The organism is Tangfeifania diversioriginum (assembly GCF_900141875.1).
Taxonomy (GTDB): Bacteria; Bacteroidota; Bacteroidia; order Bacteroidales; family Prolixibacteraceae; genus Tangfeifania; species Tangfeifania diversioriginum.
In genome coordinates this window covers 31049-52322 of record NZ_FQZE01000020.1, presented here as the reverse complement: position 1 = coordinate 52322, position 21274 = coordinate 31049, and the positions used below count along the sequence as shown (strand labels likewise).

The window sequence follows — 21274 nt, the reverse complement described above, 5'->3', positions numbered from 1 at the left end:
AGGAATGAAATTCGCCCGTATCTTCAGGAAAATAGGCTTCATATACGTGCTCACCTCCCTGCTTGCAGCATCCGGAATTAGTAGTGCTGGCAATTCAGCAATTGGTGCTGCTCCGCTTATTTTGCAGCAGGATACCGTTGAAATTGATACCACGGGCACACTGCCCTTTCCGTTTAACGACCAGCCCGCTTTTGGACAACCTTCGCAAGACACCTCGAAAATATTCCTGAATAAACCCAGCAACATTAATTTTGAAATTGAATACGACCCCGAAACAGGAGAATACATATTTTATGAAAAAATTGGAAACCTGAACTACAGGCTTCCGCAATCAATGTCGCTTGACGAATACATCGACTACGACTTTGAAAAATCCATTAAAAACTACTGGAAACAACGCAGCCGGCAACATGAACTGGATGAACAGGGAGGCCTCATCCCAAAACTCACTATTGGCGGCGAAGCATTTAACCGCGTTTTTGGTGGAAATACAGTCAACATTCAACCGCAGGGATATGTGGAAGTGAGCTTCGGGTACCAGATGAATGCCACCGAAAACCCCGCCATTCCGGAGCGACTCAGAAAAGTGCCCACCTTCGATTTTGACGAGAAAATTCAGATGAACGTGATGGGCCAGATTGGTACCAAAATGAACATGCGGGTGAATTACAACACCGAGGCCACTTTTGATTACGAAAACAAAATGAACCTGGAATACACCGGCGACGAAGATGAAATTATTAAAAGTATCTCGGCCGGAAATGTTTCACTACCGCTCAGCGGAACCCTGATAACAGGCGCTTCCAACCTGTTTGGGGTAAAAGCCGAAATGCAATTTGGCCGCCTCTCGCTCACTACGCTTTTCTCTCAACATAAAGGAGAATCGAAAACTATTGAAACTGAGGGCGGAGCGCAAATCACCAACTTTGAAATTTCGGCAGCTGATTATGATGCCAACAGACACTTTTTCCTGTCGCAGTATTTTCGCGACAACTACGACAAATGGCTGCAAAACACGGCGGTCCCCACTTCGCCCATCAACATCAACAAAATTGAAATTTGGGTCACCAATAAATCAAATAATTTTTCTGAATCCCGAAATATCCTCGCGTTTCAGGACTTAGGCGAGCATGGCGAACATATTTACAACGAAATACCCGAATTTCAGGAAAATATCGGCCTTGCTTATCCTGAAAATATATTTCCGCTCAACGATGCCAACGGTTTGTACTACGAAATGACCACTACCTACAGCGACATCCGTAACACACAAGACATTACCTCAGTAATGGCACAGTTCAGCCCCGCATTTGTAGGTGGTCAGGATTTTGAAAAAATTGAACAGGCGCGCAAACTGAGCGAATCGGAATACACTGTAAACGAGCGATTAGGATATATTTCACTAAATACGGCACTTAACGCTGACGAAGTACTGGCGGTAGCTTTCAGCTATACTTCAAACGGCAAGAACTTTCAGGTGGGGGAGTTTTCCACCGATGGTGTTGACGCCCCTAAAACACTGGTGCTTAAATTGCTGAAAGGAACCAATTTGTCGCCCAATCTGCCTACCTGGGACCTGATGATGAAAAACATCTACAACCTCGACGCTTACCAGCTAACCTCCGAAGATTTTATTCTGAATATTGTGTACCAAAACGATTCAACAGGTACTAACATAAATTACCTACCCAAAGGAAGACTGCGCGGGCACATCCTGCTCGAAGTAATGAACCTCGACAAGCTAAACAAACAGATGGACCCTTACAAAGACGGGATGTTCGACTACATTGAGGGAATCACCGTGAACTCAAACCGAGGGCGGATAATTTTCCCGGTAGTAGAACCTTTTGGCAGCCATCTGGCCGATTCCATTCAGGACCCTGCACTGATTGAAGAATATACCTTCACCTCGCTATACGATTCAACAAGAGTGTTTGCCGAGCAGGATGCAGAGCACAACAAGTTCCGCATAACGGGTAGCTACAAAGGCGCCTCAGGCTCCGACATTCCGCTGGGTACGCTCAACCTCACACAAGGTTCGGTAAAAGTTACTGCAGGCGGACGCGAACTGGTGGAGAATGTTGATTATACAGTTGATTACACGCTGGGCCAGGTGAAAATTATTAACGAGGCGCTGCTTGAAGCAGGAACTCCCATTCAGGTTTCTACCGAGAGTGAAGACCTCTTTACCATGCAGCGGAAAACCCTGCTTGGTGCACACGCCAATTACGCTTTTTCCGACAATTTTAACATTGGCGCCACCGCCCTCTATATGCAGGAACGCCCGCTCACCCAAAAAGTGGACTACGGTGAAGACCCCATTTCAAACCTGATGGTGGGGGTAGATGGCCGCTGGTCAACCGAAAGCATGCTGCTGACCAAAGCCGTGGATGCGCTTCCGTTTTACAGCTCCAACACCCCATCGTCAATCGATGTGGAAGCCGAAGTTGCCCAGTTAATCCCGGGCCATTCAAGTGTTATTGAAAAGAGTGGAAATGCCTATATCGATGATTTTGAAGGCACAAAAACAACCATAAACCTGAAAGCGAGGCAAGCGTGGGTAATGGCAAGTACACCCCAATACCAGCCGGAAATGTTCCCCGAAGGAAACCTCACCAATTCGCCCGAATATGGATTTAACCGCGCTAACCTGGCCTGGTATATTATCGATCCTTTATTCCTGCGGAACAACAGCCTCACACCCGACCATATCAGAAACGACAAGGAGATGCAATCGAACCACCTGGTTCGCGAGGTGTTTGAAAAAGAAATTTTCCCGGCAAAAGAGTCACCTGTTGGCCAGCCGACGAATATTCCGGTTTTAGATTTGGCCTTTTATCCCAACGAACGCGGGCCTTATAACTACGACACGCAACCAACTGATTATTCGAGCGGAATAAACCAGGACGGAACATTGAAGGATCCGGAAACGCGCTGGGGCGGTATTATGCGCGAAATTCAAACCAGTGATTTCGAAAACTCCAACATCGAATTTATTGAATTCTGGGTGATGGATCCTTTTGTAAACGATACGGCAGGAACACATCAGGGCGGCGAACTCTACTTCAACCTGGGCGATATTTCGGAAGACATACTGAAAGACTCGCGAAAAGCTTTTGAGCAGGGCCTGCCAACTACGGAACTCGTAACCAATGTTGACTCAACTGCCTGGGGACGCGTTTCAACCCTGCAATCGCTTGTTAACGCATTCGATAACGACCCGGAATCGCGCAGATACCAGGATGTCGGATTTGACGGGTTGAGCAGCGAAGAAGAACAACTTTTTTTCGGGAATTACCTCGACCAGCTCAGGGATCTGGTTTATGACGATGTTTTTGAAGATTTTTTGAATGACCCGTCAGGCGACGATTTTCACTATTACCGCGGCTCAGATTACGATCAGCAGGAGCTGGGAATTCTGGAACGTTACAAGCGTTTTAACGGTTCTGAAAACAACTCGCGCACCACCGAAATGTCGCCGGAATCCTATCCAACTGCAGCTTCATCACTCCCTGATATTGAAGACATAAACGGCGACAACACATTAAATGAAAACGAACGCTACTACCAGTATAAAGTAAATATCCGCAAAGAAGACATGCAGCTGGGCGAAAACTTTATTACCGACATAAAAGAAAGTCGTGTGGAGCTGAAAAACGGCCAGGTAGGTGATGTAAAGTGGTACCAGTTTAAAATTCCGGTACGCGACCCCGACCAAGTAGTCGGCAATATCCGCGATTTTAAGTCCATTCGGTTTTTACGTATGTTCATGCGCGGATTCGAACAACCCGTGGTCTTACGCTTTGCAACGCTCGATTTGGTGCGGTCCGACTGGCGCAGGTACACCCGTGAAATCGGACAGGATCCTGATGCTTTTTCTCCCAATGCAGAATTCGATGTTTCGGCGGTTAACATTGAAGAAAACGGAAACAGGGAACCGGTGAACTACATTCTTCCACCGGGAATCGACCGGGTAATCGACCCTGCCAACCCGCAGCTTCGCCAGCTCAACGAGCAGTCGATGGTATTGAAAGTAACCGACCTCGAACAGGGCGATGCACGGGCCGCTTACAAATCATTGTACATGGATTTCAGAAGGTACAAACGCCTGAAACTGGAAGTACATGCCGAAGAAATGGAGGAGTACCCGTTAAATGACGATGAACTCCACTTTTTTATCCGGATTGGATCCGATTACAACTACAACTACTACGAGTACGAAGTGCCGCTAAAGCTTACTCCGCCCGGAAGGTATAACGATGATATTGAAAGCGACCGCTACACAGTCTGGCCCGATGCAAACAGGCTGGATATTCCTCTCGAATTGTTCACCAATGCAAAACTCGAACGAAACGCTGAAGTGAGAAGGGCGGGCTCCACTTTTGGAATGCAGGATATTTACGAAACCGTTCACCAGGGTTGGAACAAAAATAAAAACAGGGTTAAAATTAAAGGAAGCCCCAACCTCGGAAATGTGCAGGTGGTAATGATGGGTATCCGGAACAAAAAAGGCCAGATTAACACCGGCCCCAAAGCAGTGGAAGTTTGGGTAAACGAAATGCGCCTTTCTGATTTTGATGAAGATGGAGGATGGGCCGCCAACGCCCGGGTTACCACACGCCTGGCCGATTTGGGTAGTGTTACCGTGGCAGGCAGAACCCGTTCTGCCGGATTTGGTAGCATCAGCCAGAATGTCAACAACCGGCAACTGGATGATTTAAATGAAATTGATATTGCGTCATCAGTTGATTTGGGTAAATTCTTTCCCGAAAAAGCCGGAGTGCGCCTGCCCATGTACTACGGCTATTCACGTAGTGTAAGTAACCCAAAATACAACCCGCTGGAACCCGATATTGAACTCGACAAATCGCTGGAACATGCCGAAAACGACAACGTAAGGGATTCAATAAAAAATATGTCGCAGGATTTGGTAACCCGTAAAAGCTTGAATTTTACCAATGTGAAAATAGAACCGCAGCGCGAACAAACCAAAGTACGCCTCTGGGATCCGGAGAACTTTGCATTGTCATACTCTTACAATGAAATTTTCAGGAGAAACATCGATACTGAATACAACCTCGACAAAACCTACCGGGGGATGTTCTCCTATAACTACAGCAGCCGTCCGGAAATCGTTCAGCCATTTAACAATATTGGCCTGCTGCAGAAAGGACCGCTCAAATTGCTGGGTAATTTCAATTTTTATCCGTTGCCTACCCAAATCTCTTTCCGGACCGACCTCACGCGTCGCTACCACGAAATTAAATCGCGAAATGTTACCAACCCGGAATTTATTCTTCCGGCTACCTATGAGAAAGATTTTTTATGGAACCGCTTTTTCGATTTGCGCTACGATGTGACCCGCTCACTGAAAGTTGATTTTTCGTCCAGAAGCACCTCCCGCATCGATGAACCTGAAGGCAGGATCAACCGCGACATGGATAATTATGACATGATTAAGGATTCCATTATGACCAACTTATGGAATTTGGGAAGGCCAACACTTTATAACCACAATGTAAATGTCACCTACAGGTTGCCCATCAACCAGATTCAGTTTCTGAATTTCCTTTCATCATCGGTGCGCTACCAGGGAACTTACGACTGGCAGGCTGGACCTATGACTGCCGACACCATTAACCTGGGGAACCGCATTCAAAATTCGCGGAACATTCAGTTAACCGGAAATGCCAACCTGCAGAGCCTGTACAATAAAGTACCCTATTTCCAGGAACTGGACCGGAAATTCAGGAGAACCGGCAGGGGACGCTCCAGTTTAAACCGCCGCAGTGGCGGCAGCCGGACTCAATCCCGACAGCAACAACAACCCCAGCCTCAACAGGAACAGGAACAAACCTATTCAAGCAATGTAAAACTTGCAGAGGGCGAAACAGAAACGGTAACACATAACCTGAACACCAAAAAAATAAATGTAGTGGCCACCGGAGTCGATGGTGAGCTTATTCGCGGAAATACCAATATTGTTGATGCCAATACCATCGAATTCACGCCTCTTGCCAATGCCGACCAAGCGCAGATTAAAGTAACCGGTAAACCCGGTGACCAGACATTCTTAAAAGACGTGCTCGATTTAACCACCCGCATGCTGATTGGTGTACGGACCATTTCGGTAAACTACAGCATAAACGGCGGAACAGTACTGCCCGGTTATTTGCCCGAACCCACTGCTTTTGGTGCCGGAACTTACACCCCCGACCGCGATCTTTTCAACCGGCGGAGAAATAGCAGCTTTGCTCCCGGAACTCCCTTCCTGCTGGGATGGCAGGATTACGGTTTCGCACGGCGGGCCGCCGAAAACGGCTGGATAACCACCGACTCCACACTGAACATGCCGTACATGTTTACCAAAAACGAACGCTTCAGCATCAGGGCTACCGTTGAACCCCTGCCCGATCTCCGTATCGATGTTACTGCCGACCGCTCGTTCTCAAAAAATATCAGCGAATTTTACAACTACAACCCGGAAACAGGCGACTTTAGCGCGAACAGTTTTACTGAAAAAGGGAATTTCAGCATGTCAACTCTCACCTGGGGAACGGCCTTTTTTGCCATGGGTAAAGGAGAAGTGCACCAATCAGAAACATTTGAGAAATTTAAAGACTACCGGCAAATTATTGCCCGTCGCCTGGCATCGCAACGCGACCCCAATAATGGTTTCGGCTACGATCCTTCAGCTGTTGACCCGGAAACCGGATTCCCCGACGGCTACGGCCCCAACTCGGTGGAAGTTATGGTGCCGGCATTTTTGGCGGCCTACCAAAACAAAGATCCGCACGATGTATCGCTGGGACTTTTCCCGTCCATTAAATTTATCCGCCCCAACTGGCGTATCCGTTACGAGGGAATGGTTTCCCAGATTCCGGGCCTAAACAAAATTATGCGTTCGCTTAATTTCACCCATTCCTACCGCTCAAGCTACAATGTGGGGTCTTTCATCACCAACCTCAATTACGAAGAACAGGGAGACGGTTTCAGCTATATACGCGACATTGCCGACAACTTTATTGCTCCATACGATTTCAACTCGGTGAGTATTACTGAAACTTTCAGCCCGCTCATTAATATGGACATTATGTGGAACAATGATTTAACTACCCGTGCCGAAATAAAACGCTCCAGAAACCTTACGTTGTCATTTGCCAATAACCAGTTAACCGAAGTGCTCAGCAACGAATACACCATGGGAATTGGTTACCGGTTTACGCAGATGGATCTGATTATAAAAACCAAAAATTCGCAACAAGCCTATTCCAACGATTTGAATCTGCGGGCCGACCTCTCCTACCGGAAAAACAAAACCGTGCTGCGTAAAATTGTGGAAGACGACGACCAGATTACCGCCGGGCAAAGTGCGTTTACCATTAAAACCACTGCCGACTACATGCTCAGCGACCGTTTCCAGCTGCGGGTATTTTTCGATAAAGTCATGAATAATCCGTTTACTTCACTCTCGTTCCCCACATCGAATACAAATATTGGCGTGAGTTTCCGGTTTACTTTGGCGCAGTAAAAAGGAAATCGTAATTTTGGCTTCATTTTTTACAAAAATTCATTATGGATTTAACTTTGCTGAATTTTAATACCCCTCTCGATCTCATCAATAAAGCGATGCAAAAAAGCCTTATTGGTAACCTGGGAATTGAAGTAACAGAAATCGGCGACGGCCTGGTGGAAGGCTATTTCACCCTTTCTGAAAAAAACAGCCGCCCCGACGGGATGCTGCACGGTGGTGCCAACCTGGCCATGGCCGAAACGCTTGCTGGTTTGGGAAGTATGTTAATCATCGATTTAAACGAATTTGATGCGCTCGGCAGCCAGGTCTCCGGAAACCATACCGGCACACTGAAAACGGGCAAAGCACGCGCCACAGCAAAAATTATTCACCGCGGGAACAAGACTCACCTTTGGAATGTTGATATACAAAATGAGGAAGGCCGGCTAATTTCAACCGTCCGCGTTACGAACATGATTGTAAAGAAGAATGACAAATAGAAAAGATTTTGCGCTTTTTATCGATAACCTGCTCGCAAAAAACTGCCCGTTTGCACTTTGGTCGATGCCCGGTAGCCACACTCCCGAAATATTGGTGGCTCCGCAGGAAGGGCTCATCCACCCCGACCAGCTGGAAAAGCTGAACGGACAGGAAGGTTTTGTTTTCGCACCGTACAACATCAGCGAGAATGCGCCGCTCGTGCTTTTAAAACCAGGTATCCACAAAAAAGGAATCGACGAAATTCTTACTATTGATTGCGAAGCCCTTCAGCACGAAAAAGTGGAAGAAGTGCATCCTGAGCCGCCTTTCATTATTTCTAAAAAAGACTATTTAAAAGACATTGAAACCACCATCGGCAAAATAAAAGAGAGCAAGCTGGCCAAAGTTATTGTTTCACGGTTAATTCCTTTCCAGCGAAAATCGGAATCGATTGGCGAGGTGTATCTCCAGCTTTTGGAGCAAACACCCAATGCGTTTGTTTACCTGGTGAATCTGCCATCGGCAGCCACCGGCCAAACACAAGCTGGTTTGTGGATGGGTGCCACACCCGAGGTTTTACTGAAGTCGGACGACAAAATGCTGGAAACCGTTTCGCTGGCAGGCACGCAGTCGCGCCGCGACGACGGCGATTACAGCTGGCACACCAAGGAAATTGAGGAACAGGCGTTTGTGTCGCGCTACATTCTCGATGTATTTTACCGGTTCAATATTCACCCATACATCACCGAAGGCCCTGACACGCTGGAAAGCGGACAGGTGGCGCACCTCAGCACCATTTTCAGGTTTGCTGCCAAAAAACTGGATTGTAACCTCGGTGATTTTGTAGCTGAACTCCACCCCACTCCGGCAGTGTGTGGCTACCCAAAACCAAAAGCAGCACGGTTTATTTCAAAAATTGAAAAACACGACCGGAGGTATTATTCAGGTTATATCGGTCCGTGGCGGCTGAATGGGGATGTCGGATTATTTGTAAATTTGCGTTGTTTGGAAGTGAGGCCGGAACAATACATTTTATACTCGGGTGGCGGGATAACTTCGCGGTCGGTGCCGGAAGATGAATGGGAAGAGACCAATAAAAAAGCCACCACCCTGTTATCAGCCATCGAAGCAGTGCAAAACAGATGATTTCAACAAAAAAACATATTCAGCAACTGGCAGCCATTTTACTGGCCAAAGGAATTACCAATATTGTAATTTCGCCCGGTTCGCGCAGCGGCCCGTTGGTACACACGCTGGCAACAAATAAAAGTTTTAACTGCCGCAGCATTGTGGATGAACGAAGCGCCGGCTATTTTGCCATCGGTTTATCCGAGTCGGTTCAAAAACCAGTGGTGCTGGTTTGCAGTTCGGGAACTTCCACGCTCAATTACGCACCTGCCGTGGCGGAAGCTTTCTACCGCAACATTCCGCTAATGGTACTCACTGCCGACCGGCCGCCCTACTGGATCGATCAGCTGGAAAACCAAACCATCCGTCAAAACAATATTTACCGCGATTTCATCAAAAAAGAAATCACCCTGCCACTGAACGAAACAGAAAAAGATTTGTGGTTTGCCGGACGCGAAATCAACGAAACGCTGAATCGGGCAATTTCAGAAACCCCGGGACCAGTGCACATCAACATTCCGCTGGAAGAACCGCTCCACGATTTGCTGGATGAAGATTTGCCAAAAGTTAAAGTGATTGATTCTGTAAAGACACAATCTTTTTTAGCAGAAAAAGAACTGCAACATCTTTCTGAAGAATTTAACGGTTCTGAAAAAATACTAATCCTTGCCGGTCAGCAAAATCCAAATCCGAAGCTGGAAGAAATTCTGGCTGAAGTTTCGGAAAAATCAGGAGCTCTTGTTTTAAAAGAAAATCTGGCCAATCTGAATAATTCAGAATTTTGCGGAATTCCGGATTTGCTCATCACCTCGTTGCTTTCGGAAAGCAGCAGAGTTTTTCAGCCAGATTTAGTTATCACTTTCGGCGGTTCATTTGTCTCCAAACCGCTGAAACAATTTTTGCGGAAAAACAAACCGGATGCGCACTGGCATATTTCAAAAGCGAACCAGCACGCCGATACTTACCAGTCATTAACACGCGTGATTGATTCCACACCTGAAATTTTTTTCGAACAACTGCTGCCTCAACTAAAATCAAAAGAAAAAACATTTTTTGAAAATTGGAAAAACCAGGAAAAGACAGTGGCAAATTTGCGCGATAATTTTGTTGATGAAACCAAATTTTGCGATTTAAAAGTGTTCAACAAAATTCAAAAATTCATTCCTGAAAATTCAGTAGTTCATCTTGGAAACAGTTCCCCGGTTCGTTACGCACTTCTATTTGAAGCCGCCAAAAACACCCGGTATTTCAGCAACCGTGGTGTGAGCGGTATTGATGGTTCGCTGTCAACCGCTGTGGGATTTGCATCTGAATCGCAAAAAATCAACACCATAATTCTGGGCGACCTCTCTTTTTTTTATGATTCCAACGCACTCTTGAATAAATATATTGGAAATAATCTGCGCATCATTGTCATTCACAACGGGGGCGGAAACATTTTCAGCATGATAAAAGGGCCGGGTGAATCGCCGGCGTTCCGCGAACACTTTTTCACCGAAAATAAATTCAGCACCAAAGGAATGGCACAAACTTTCGGGCTCGATTATTTCAGAGCTGCCAACGAAACAGATTTGGAAAAGCAGTTGACTCATTTCTATTCTGAAAAACAGCAAAAAGCAGCGGTTACGGAAATTTTTACCGATGCTGAAGTAAACTCAAAAGCGTTTCGGGAGTTGTTTAAGAAAGTAAAGACTTAAACGCTAAAGCCAACAAACTAGTAAACATACCAATCCACCGGGCTAAAGCGCCGGTGAAAAAAAAGAAAAAGGGTTACACGCTGGTTTTAAAACCGATCTGTTAAATTTAAAGATCTGGATATTTTACACCGTGGCTTTAGCCCGGTGACCAAAGTTCATTGGAAGTGCAAACCGGCTTTAGCCATTAAAATGATTAACTGCCAATACCATCGAAAAAAGTGCAGTGTACCAGCTCCACCTCGCTTTCCAAAAGATCCCTTTCTGTAAAAACTGCGGTGGATAGAATGAAAGATTTGAACCACGCTGTTAAACGTAGAATTTGGAGTACCACCGGGGATTGCAAAAACAATCCGATTTTTTTCTTTTTTTAATTAAGTTTGTGAAACATTTCAGCTACAATTACTTTATAAAAGAAAAAGTAAAATTATGAGGCAACTTACATTAAATATCAAGGAAAGTAAATTTCAGGCTTTTTTGAATTTTATAAAAACGCTTGATTATGTGGAAATCCCTGAAGTAGAAAAAAAAGCATTGAGTGAATTTCAAGAAAGTCTCGACCAGGTAAAACTGATGCAGGAAGGCAAAATAGAAAAGCAACCGGTTGAAGACTTTTTACATTAATTTATCGTCATGAAGAAATGGGAAAATCATATTGAAGCCAATCCTGAAATTATGTATAGAAAACCGGTAATTAAAGGTACACATCCCGGTTGATATAATTCTCAAAAAAATGGCAAACGGACAAAATTTTCAGGAAATCAATAAAGATTATCCGGATATAAATAAAGAAGATTTTTATGCATGTTTAAACTATATTTCTCCTTCGTGAAATTTTGTGTCTTTGAGCCTTAGTGGCTGAAGAAATAATTTGCCACCAAGACACCAAGGCACAAAGAATCACAAAAAAATTTATTAAAAATAATAAGATCTCATTTAATTGAAATAAAAACACTTACAAGCAGTAATACTTGTTTAATCGGTAAAAAAAAATGAATACAAAACGCAACTGGGAAACCATTAAAGAATACGAAGACATTTTTTTCGATTATTTTGACGGAATCGGGAAAATTACCATTAACCGCGAGCGTTACCGGAATGCGTTCCGGCCCACTACCGTAAATGAAATGAGTGATGCACTGCACATTTGCCGCGAAGATCAGCGCATCAATGTGGTGGTGCTCACCGGCGCCGGCGACAAAGCGTTCTGCTCGGGTGGCGACCAAAACGTAAAAGGACAGGGTGGCTACATCGACGAAAAAGGCGTGCCACGCCTGAACATCCTCGAAGTGCAGCGCCAAATCCGCAGCATGCCCAAACCGGTAATTGCCATGGTTAACGGTTATGCCATTGGCGGTGGTCATGTGCTGCATGTGGTTTGCGACATCAGCATCGCCAGCGAGAATGCCATTTTCGGGCAAACCGGCCCCAAAGTGGGCAGTTTCGATGCCGGGCTCGGTTCATCATACCTGGCCAGCCATGTGGGACAAAAGAAAGCCCGCGAAATCTGGTTCATGTGCCGCCAGTACTCGGCTGCCGAAGCGCTGGAAATGGGACTGGTAAACAAAGTAGTTCCGCTCGATCAGCTTGAGGACGAAGTGGTGGCCTGGGCACAAAAAATGCAGGAACACAGTCCGCTGGCACTGCGTATGCTCAAACTGGGCCTCAACGCCGAACTCGACGGACAGGTAGGAATCCAGGAATTTGCCGGCAATGCCACACTGCTTTATTACCTCACGGAGGAAGCCCAGGAAGGAAAACATGCTTTTCTCGAAAAACGAAAGCCCGATTTTCAGAAATATCCGAAGTTTCCGTAAAATATATTTTGTATTCCCGCTGATTTCGCAGATAAACGCTGATTTCTGTAAGTTTCTGCGAGAATCAGCGTAATCTGCGGGAGATTTATTTTTTAAGCATTTACACCTATCATTATTTTATATTTATACTGTATGGCAAGTTACCAAAAAGTAAGTTACAGTTTGGTTAGCTACATTTGTGACAAAAATGTAACTTACAATTTTGTTAGTTAAACTTTATGGCAACAACAAAATCATGGATAAAAGCAGCCCGCCCGCGGACACTTCCGCTTGCCCTTTCAGGAATTATTATGGGGTGCGGACTGGCATGGTTCTACAGCGCCATCGATGCCACAGTGAGCGTACTGGCCATTGTAACGGCCACGCTCATCCAGGTTTTTTCAAACTTTGCCAACGATTACGGCGACAGCCAGCGCGGAACCGATAACGAATTCCGTCTGGGCCCCACCCGGACAGTACAAAGTGGCGAAATCACCCAAAAAGAGATGGAAACAGGAATGATCGTAATTGGCAGCCTCAGTTTTCTAACAGGCCTCTGGCTGGTTTATGCCGGAACCTGGCACCACTCAAAAGCAGCGTTTTTCGGATTTATCGGACTGGGAATTCTTTCGCTGATTGCCGCCTACTTTTATACCGCAGGAAAAAAATCCTACGGCTACATCGGGCTGGGCGATCTGTTTGTTTTCCTGTTTTTTGGATTGTTGCCGGTGCCGGGTGTGTTCTATTTGAATGCCGGATTTCTGCCGGATTCAATTTTTCTGCCGGCGCTGACCATCGGATTCTTCAGCACCGGCGTACTAAATCTCAACAACACCCGCGACATCGAAAATGATCGAAACTCCGGGAAAATGACCATCCCGGTACGGATTGGTGCCCGAAATGCCCGTTTTTACCACCTGGTAATAATTTTGGGCGGATGGATAGTTGCCCTCATTTTCACACTAAACCATTTCCATTCGTTGTGGCAATTCATCTACTGGATAACATTTCCAATTTTTATGTTTGATTTACATAAAATTTTTCGTATCCGGAATGAAAAAGCACTCGACCCGTTTTTAAAACGGCTGGCGCTTTCCACGCTGGGATTCACTTTGCTTTTTTGCATTGGTTTACTAATTTCGGTGAAATGAAAGCACGGTACAAAAAATACGAACTGCATTTTAAACGTCCGGCATCCACATCGCGCGGAACCTACAAAACCCGCACTGTCTGGTTTTTGATGCTGGAAAAAAACGGAAAAACCGGAATTGGTGAATGTGCCCCGCTGCCCGGCCTAAGTACTGAAACACCTGATGAAGTGGAATCGCTGCTGAATAAAATTTGTGCCAACCCCAAAAATTATGTTAATATTTTAGATGCCGCTCAAAATGTTTCCTCAGTCCGCTTTGCATTGGAAACTGCTTTGCAGGATTTAAAAACCGGAGGCCGCCAACTTCTTTTTCCTTCAGGTTTTACTGAAGGAAAAAAAGGTATTCTCATCAACGGGTTAATCTGGATGGGTGAACCTGAATTTATATTAAGCCAAATTCAAGAAAAATTAAAGGCAGGATTTCGCTGCATCAAACTGAAAATTGGCAGCCTCGATTTTAAAAAAGAACTGGAAATACTGAAAAGCATCCGGGAAAATTATGATAACACACAAATTACGTTGCGGGTAGATGCAAACGGCGCTTTTCACCCGGATGAAGCAATGGAAAAACTTCATAAGCTGGCACAATTTGACCTTCATTCCATCGAGCAACCCATTGCCGCCGGGCAGTGGAAAAAAATGGCTAAAATCTGTAAAAATTCCCCGGTGCCGGTGACGCTGGATGAAGAGTTGATTGGCATTCACGATAAAAATAAAAAAGAGAAGTTGCTCAATACCATCCGGCCACAATTTATCATTCTGAAACCCAGTCTGCATGGCGGTCTTTCAGGTTGTGAGGAGTGGATTGAACTGGCCAAAAATCGCTCAATTGGCTGGTGGGTCACTTCGTACCTGGAATCGGACATCGGGCTGAATGCCATTGCGCAGTGGACGTTTCAGCAAAATGCAAAAGGCCACCAGGGACTGGGTACCGGCCAGTTGTTTACCAACAACATTCCGTCGCCGTTAGAAATCCGGGGTGAAAAACTGTGGTTCAATCCCAACAAAATTTTCGAATTCCCAAAAACTATTTTATAGCCATGAATCTTTTTCCAAAATATATTATGTTGAATGAAATCCAGGTTTCGACTAATGATCTCATTAAATATAAAAAACCGGAAACCGATCGTGAAGTTGATTTCACCGATTTTCTAAAAGAGTGGTATTCTGAAAATAAATATATCGAAATAAAAACCTCGGGAAGCACCGGCACGCCCAAAACCATCAAGCTCCAAAAAGAATTTGTGGCCGAAAGCGCCCGGCGCACTTTGCAATTTTTCCAACTGAAGAAAAATGACCGCATTCTCCACTGCCTGCCCTTGCAATACATTGCCGGCAAACTGATGGTGGTCCGTGCACTGCTGGGCGAACTCGATCTTTATTTAACCGAACCTTCCACCGATTTCGCTTTTCTGAAAAACAAAAAATTCCGGTTTGCAGCAATGGTGCCCAACCAGGTGGCCAAAATTTTAAAAGCTGAAGCCGCACCGGGAGAATTGCTGAATAAAATTGAACAATTGTTGCTTGGCGGCTCGTCCATTCCGGCATCGCTTGAAAGGGCGTTGCAAAATATTTCCACTGCCTGTTGGTCCGGTTACGGGATGACCGAAACCGCTACCCACATTGCCTTGCGCAAGATCAACGGCTCCGGTGCCGACGGCTGGTACCATTGCCTGGAAAACATAAGCGTCAATTTATCTGCAAAAGGCTGCCTGCAAATTTCTATGCCCGGGCTGGAAAACCAACCGCTGCCAACCACCGACCTCGCCGAACTAAAAGATGAAAAAACCTTCCGGATTTTGGGCCGTGCCGACAATGTCATCATCTCCGGCGGCATAAAATTTTCGCCCGAGCAACTGGAGAAAAAGCTGGAACCGTTTATTTCCAAACCGTTCCTGATTTCCTCTTTACCCCATGAATCGCTGGGACACCAACTGATTTTGGTAGTGGAAGGAAAAGAAAACAAAGGAACTACCGAAAAATTAAAAGAAATTTGCAAGAAACAACTCGGCAGGTATGAGCAGCCCAAACAAATTCTGGTTAAAGATAAATTGCCCCGCTTGCCCAATGGAAAATTCAACCGGAGAGAAACCTAAACCAGATTAATCAGGAGCGAACGCGCTTAGCGGTTTTGAACCGCTTAGCGCATAAAAACCAATTCTGACATTGGCACTTTTGAAAGAAATCTGCTGAAAATAATTAGAAAGTCACATGCTGATGTCATTTCACGCGAAGCGATCACTTTGTGAGAATCCCGGTATTCCGGGTGAGAAATCTCTGAAATTGAAACAGATTTCTCCTTCCCGAGTCCTCGGGATCGAAATGACAGCAATAGTTAGTCTGTTATCGTCTCATTATGTCCAATAAAATTGGGTAAAAACTCGGAATGACAGGTTCCCGAAGATATTCGCACCCATATAAATTGCCTTCATTTTGAAAGAAATGAAAATTTTAGTTTACAGGTATTTATAAATTAAAGGCCAAAACTATGACAGGGCCAATCTTATTCCCAATTATCCCGTCGGTTTCGTTTACTTACAGGTGGTAAGAAATTCAGAAAGATGACAGAAGTTTTGCAAAATTCGTTTTTTTTTTACATTTGAACAGGTACGACACGGACACAATTTCCAGAGAGAGAGAATTTTTTAGGAGAGATTTTTTTCGGCAGAGGCTGAAAAAATAATAGTTGCATGGCAACACGATATACTATCAAGGGCAAAAAGCAACCCGGCCCTCCCCGATAGCTATCGGGGGAACCGGGTTGCAGGTCTTATTTTATAAACCGGAACGGGAAGTTAGCGCTTTCCGCTCCATAAAACTTTACAAAGAAATGAAAAAAATTATTGTTTTTACTATGGTAGCAGCGGCTTTAACCATTTTTAATGCTTGCCAGAAAGATGAAGAACTCTATGAAGAAAATCCCTATCTTGCCGAAGAACAAGTCTCACAGTACAATGAAGGACAAATGATTCTCGGGGAAAAGTTAAAAAATCCTTATTCAGTTGAAAATATGCAAAAAGCGTATAATAACTTACGAGCTGATAATAAGTTAAAATCTGCTGTAAATATTGAAACAACACATTTTTATGTAAGATTTCGACCTAAAAGTTTTCAGGAATTGAATATGTTAACAAGGGATACAACATTACACATTTACGATTATCCCCTCGATGTTGAAATAAAAAGGGGCGGTACCCATTACCACGATCCTTCTATCCCCCAAAATCAAATTACCTGGCAATATACTGTCGTACCTGTTGATTATACTTTTCCTAATATTCAATACCAAAAACTGGCTGATTTATTTCTGCAGGAAGAAACCGGTGAATTGGAAGAATTAAAAAGTGGTTCAATCGATTATTTTGACTGGTTAACACTTGAAACGGAAGCTTTGCGTATAACCGATAACTTAGATGAAAATAAAGTAAATGGAGTTGAACTGAAATCTACCAGCTGGAGGCCGGCAGGAACAATTAGAGTTTATGATGATATCATTGACAGTTATTCGACAACACAGAAAGTATTTGACCATTACGAATACTATAATTGCGAAACCGGTGAACCAATACATGATCCGTACGGTGAAGATCCTTTCTTGAAATCGCTTCAACCTCCTGATGATGAAATTTGTCAAAGAGCTGTTTACAGGTATGAAACCAATACAACGAACAGCCATTTTATACCATTGGAAGGTATTACCGTTCGTGCCCGCCGATGGTTTACAACTCATGAAGGAATGACAGATGCAAACGGTGATTTTACTTGCGACGGCACATTTGTACGCGATGCTAATTACAGTATCAAGTGGGAAAAAGGATATTATGATATCAGAAACGGTGACTTAGTTCAAGCTTATTTTAATGGACCCAAACAGACGGGCGAGTGGAACTTAGCTATTAATGCCGGTGGAGAATCTATAATGTACGCGACAATACACCGGGCTGCGTACAGGCATTTTTATGGAGATAATTTAGGTTTACCCCGGCCAATACTACCGTTTGGCAATAAGACCAAAATATGTTATATTGATCAAAACGGAGGAGGTGTTTTTTGGGGAGATTGGAGCGCGGGAGGCATATTGCCAGACATAAGGGTTTTCGGAAAATGGAATAACCAGTATAAAACAACAGAAAGAGTTTTTGGAACCACTACCCACGAATTGGGACATCAATTGCACTCCCTTTACATGGGAAATATTCAATATTGGCAGGTAAACAAGGTTATTTACGAAAGCTGGGCTGAAGCAGTGGAATGGGCATTAACCGAAAAAGAATATCGAGGTTATGGAAATAGTAATTATACCTATCAGAGGGGTAAACAAGATTGGCGAAGAAGTGATCCTGATTGGGAGTATTCTCCTGTTTTTATTGATTTGGTCGACGATTTTAACCAAAGAAATAGTGGGGTTTATTTTGACTTATATCATGTAGGAAGTATCAACTACCCCAACGATGAAATAACTGGTTACAGTCTTTCTTATATCGTTTATAATCTATTAGATGAGGTTTATGGATTAGGCAGTTTAACAGAATCTTTAAAAAACCATAAAATTACCGGAGTTACAGATGAGAATATTGATGTATTATTAGAGTTGTACTAATTTTTTAAACTAAAATTTAAGTATATGCTTGCCAAGTTAAAATTAATTGCGCCTTTACTTTTTTTAATTTCGTGTATAGTAGAAACATCCACGAATACAGTTTACGTGGTGAAAAATAAGACGATGCACGAAGTAACGTTAACGTTGTACGATGTCAATTATGGTGATTCTTTGCCCCAGGTTTCTGAATCAACAGTACATATTGCAGTTAACAATGTATTCTCGCAAATGTATGGTGATGATACTGGCTCCCAATTATATCGCTATCCTTTTGGAGAATCTACAGACTCGGTAATTATCATTTTTGATGGTTCCCGGAAATTGATTCACAGGAGAAATGAACTGAATTCATACAGGAATATATTGAACAGAGAAAACTACGTTGAAAGGGTGAGTGAAGACAATAATCTTACTACCTACACCTACACTTATATCTTAACCGAAGAGGATTACAATAGTGCTGTTCCGCTTGAGAAATAAAAAGTTTACTTGAAGAGGGAACCGTTCTTTTAAAGTGAGACGGTTCCTTTTTACCACACTGTTCAACCTAATCTAAAACCTTTCCAAATTGCTGTTTTTACTGGCTTTTTTTCAATATTGAGGGTTACCTTTCGTTTTAAAAAGGAATATATTTATAAACGACAATAAACCCGGGCCGCGCCCCGAACGATAAAAAATAAGCATGAACCAAAATTCACTTTCAGATAAAAACAAGATAAACTCAAGGGCAAAAAGCAACCCAGCCCTTTTATACCAATTTGGTCTCCGGACCGGGTTGCAGTACTTATTTTATAAACCGGATTGGGGAGTTACCACCTCCCCAGTCCATAAAACTTTACAAAAATGATTAAAAAATTGGATTTTTTGTAGTTATGGCAGCAGTTATTGCAGCTTTTGGCGGATGCCAGAAAGAGGAACTAACCGACCGTCAACTGACGGAAGAAGAAGAACAACCACAGGAAGTGGTTCAACCCGATGTGTATGTGGAAAACGGGTATTTGGCTTTTAAAAACATTGAAGCAGTGGATAGTACTATTCTTTTGCTCAACAAAATGACGGCTTCTGAAAAAGAGGCATGGGAAAACCAGTTGGGATTCAAATCGGCACGGGCTGAATTTGATGCGCTGTTTGAGGAATATGACAAGTTGCCTACGTATGAAGCATTTCTTGCCTTTAAAGAAAAATACAAGGATAAACTGAAATTCAACGAGAATGATCCTGATGATTATTCCATTGATTATCCGTATGCCACCGATTATTTTATTCCGGTTTTGAATAATAAGGGCCTTGTAAAAATTGGTGAAAGCCTGGTTAAATACACCAAAAGCGAGCATATAGTAATTAAAAACGGAAATATTAATGCTCTCAATAATTTAGAAGAGAATGTTGAAAAAGGCGATGTATTTGTTTACCCCAAACTTAGGCTAAAATCAACCTACAACGAGGACGATTTAATACATGATTTTCCTGAAGATCACCCATCAGGCTCTATTTATAAATGGCATAAAATTGAGGGTATAACCGGCAGAAGGCTCAACAACGAGTTAAGGATTGACAGATATCGATATTCTGAATATAACTACCAAACAAACCAATTAGACTGGGTTAGAGGATATAATGTTTATTTCAAACAAAGAGGCCAAAAGAATGGATGGCTGGGCTGGAAAGATTATAACACAACGTACATTTTTGATGATTTAGCTGTAAAAGTCGGGAACGAGCCAACATCGGAGTTTAACCCTTATAGCCCTGTGGTAAGCCCGGAAGTAAAACCACATGCTACAATTGGGTTATATTGGTATGTACACAGAATGCCGGATGCGGGATATGTTCCGCCGCTGCTTTCTATTCCCGATGTAAGTATTTCCATTTTAACTTCATTCAGGGGGTTTGGTGTTGATGAATTGTATAATGTTGATCATACAGAACATTCAGGTTTCCCTGGAACGAGTATTCCTTATAATCCGGTACCAGGCTATTAAAAATTATTTGAGATTTCGGACAGGAGTTTTCCTGTCCGAAATTTTTTAAAAAGATAATAAATGAGGAGAAACTATTTATTCATATTGATAATAATTTTGGGAGCAACACTTTTTTCTTCCTGCGAAAAAGATGTTACATTCGAATTTAATAAACCTGCCAAGCTTAGCCTGAACTGCATATTAAACCCCGACTCCACCATCACTGCCCGTTTAACTCTTTCAAAAAACATTGAAAACACCACTACATTTCAACCGGTGGACGATGCCATAATTGTACTGTATGAAAACGGCACGGAACTGGACACCTTAGCTCCTGTTGGCGAAGGAAATTATTATCTAAACTATTACCCTGAACCACTCAGTGAATATGAAATTACCGTCATGCACCCTGATTTTGAAACCCTTAATGCATCGACGACAGTGCCGCAAAAACCGAATGTTAGCCACCAGCCAGATACAATTGAATACACTGAACAGGGAAGATTTTTCTGGCTCGATGTTTATTATGAAATACACGACATTCCCGGCCCCAATTCTTACTGGTTGTACTGGAAACATACACTCCATGGGGTTACCTATGCCGGTGGCTCCGCATCAATGATACAAGCCCCTTTTATCGATGATTTTAACCGGCAAATAGACACTGAGGAAGAATATGGTATTTGGTATAATTACTATGTTAGAATATCAGATGTTGGATATGATGGGGAGATTCTTGCGTTTAATAAGTCCAGCAAAACAGGTAGTTTTTACAATGTTGTATCGGCTGACGAGCATTACGACAAATACATAAAATCGTCAGTAGAAGTGCGCTTAAACAGCGAGTATGATTTGCCCTTTAAAGAACCCGTGCAAATCTATTCCAACATTGAAAACGGTTACGGCATTTTTGGGTCGTGTGCCATAACCACTATAAAACTGTAACGAAGTG

The 21274-nt window shown here is 43.5% G+C and carries 14 protein-coding genes; all 14 read left to right on the top strand.

Features of this window, described 5'->3' with window-relative positions; genetic code table 11:
* Positions 1-4: 4 nt before the first annotated feature.
* Positions 5-7531 carry a T9SS outer membrane translocon Sov/SprA gene (sov, locus tag BUC07_RS13070; protein ID WP_083578250.1) on the top strand — a complete coding sequence of 2509 codons (7527 nt, stop codon included), beginning with the start codon at positions 5-7 and terminating at the stop codon, positions 7529-7531.
* A gap of 44 nt (positions 7532-7575) precedes the next feature.
* Positions 7576-8013 carry a PaaI family thioesterase gene (locus tag BUC07_RS13065; protein WP_073170180.1) on the top strand — a complete coding sequence of 146 codons (438 nt, stop codon included), beginning with the start codon at positions 7576-7578 and terminating at the stop codon, positions 8011-8013.
* Complete coding sequence (locus tag BUC07_RS13060; RefSeq protein WP_073170178.1) at positions 8003-9139, top strand: chorismate-binding protein; 1137 nt, start codon at positions 8003-8005, stop codon at positions 9137-9139. The genes BUC07_RS13065 and BUC07_RS13060 overlap by 11 nt, the downstream gene beginning before the upstream one ends.
* Complete coding sequence (menD, locus tag BUC07_RS13055; protein ID WP_073170176.1) at positions 9136-10818, top strand: 2-succinyl-5-enolpyruvyl-6-hydroxy-3-cyclohexene-1-carboxylic-acid synthase; 1683 nt, start codon at positions 9136-9138, stop codon at positions 10816-10818. Before BUC07_RS13060 ends, menD begins: the two co-directional genes overlap by 4 nt.
* A gap of 426 nt (positions 10819-11244) precedes the next feature.
* The gene (locus BUC07_RS13050; protein ID WP_073170174.1) at positions 11245-11439 is read left to right on the top strand and encodes a hypothetical protein; all 195 of its coding nucleotides are present in this window, start codon (positions 11245-11247) and stop codon (positions 11437-11439) included.
* An 82-nt stretch (positions 11440-11521) separates the two neighbouring features.
* Positions 11522-11647 carry a DUF433 domain-containing protein gene (locus tag BUC07_RS21650; protein WP_394333213.1) on the top strand — a complete coding sequence of 42 codons (126 nt, stop codon included), beginning with the start codon at positions 11522-11524 and terminating at the stop codon, positions 11645-11647.
* A gap of 160 nt (positions 11648-11807) precedes the next feature.
* Entirely contained in the window at positions 11808-12632 is an 825-nt protein-coding gene (gene menB / locus BUC07_RS13040; protein ID WP_073170173.1) for a 1,4-dihydroxy-2-naphthoyl-CoA synthase, read from the top strand.
* Positions 12633-12850: 218 nt separating this feature from the next.
* The gene (gene menA / locus BUC07_RS13035) at positions 12851-13762 is read left to right on the top strand and encodes a 1,4-dihydroxy-2-naphthoate octaprenyltransferase (protein ID WP_073170171.1); all 912 of its coding nucleotides are present in this window, start codon (positions 12851-12853) and stop codon (positions 13760-13762) included.
* Positions 13759-14799 (top strand): o-succinylbenzoate synthase, encoded by a 1041-nt coding sequence (locus tag BUC07_RS13030; RefSeq protein WP_073170168.1) that lies wholly within the window; start codon positions 13759-13761, stop codon positions 14797-14799. The genes menA and BUC07_RS13030 overlap by 4 nt, the downstream gene beginning before the upstream one ends.
* A 2-nt stretch (positions 14800-14801) precedes the next feature.
* Entirely contained in the window at positions 14802-15857 is a 1056-nt protein-coding gene (locus BUC07_RS13025; protein WP_073170166.1) for an AMP-binding protein, read from the top strand.
* A 734-nt stretch (positions 15858-16591) separates the two neighbouring features.
* A complete protein-coding gene (locus BUC07_RS13020) occupies positions 16592-18361 on the top strand; it encodes a hypothetical protein (protein WP_139279577.1) in 1770 nt (589 codons plus the stop codon).
* 24 nt (positions 18362-18385) lie between these two features.
* Complete coding sequence (locus BUC07_RS13015; RefSeq protein WP_073170162.1) at positions 18386-18841, top strand: hypothetical protein; 456 nt, start codon at positions 18386-18388, stop codon at positions 18839-18841.
* 392 nt (positions 18842-19233) lie between these two features.
* Complete coding sequence (locus tag BUC07_RS13010; RefSeq protein ID WP_073170160.1) at positions 19234-20343, top strand: DUF4848 domain-containing protein; 1110 nt, start codon at positions 19234-19236, stop codon at positions 20341-20343.
* 60 nt (positions 20344-20403) lie between these two features.
* A complete protein-coding gene (locus tag BUC07_RS13005) occupies positions 20404-21267 on the top strand; it encodes a DUF4249 domain-containing protein (RefSeq protein WP_073170158.1) in 864 nt (287 codons plus the stop codon).
* The last annotated feature ends 7 nt before the right edge of the window (positions 21268-21274 follow it).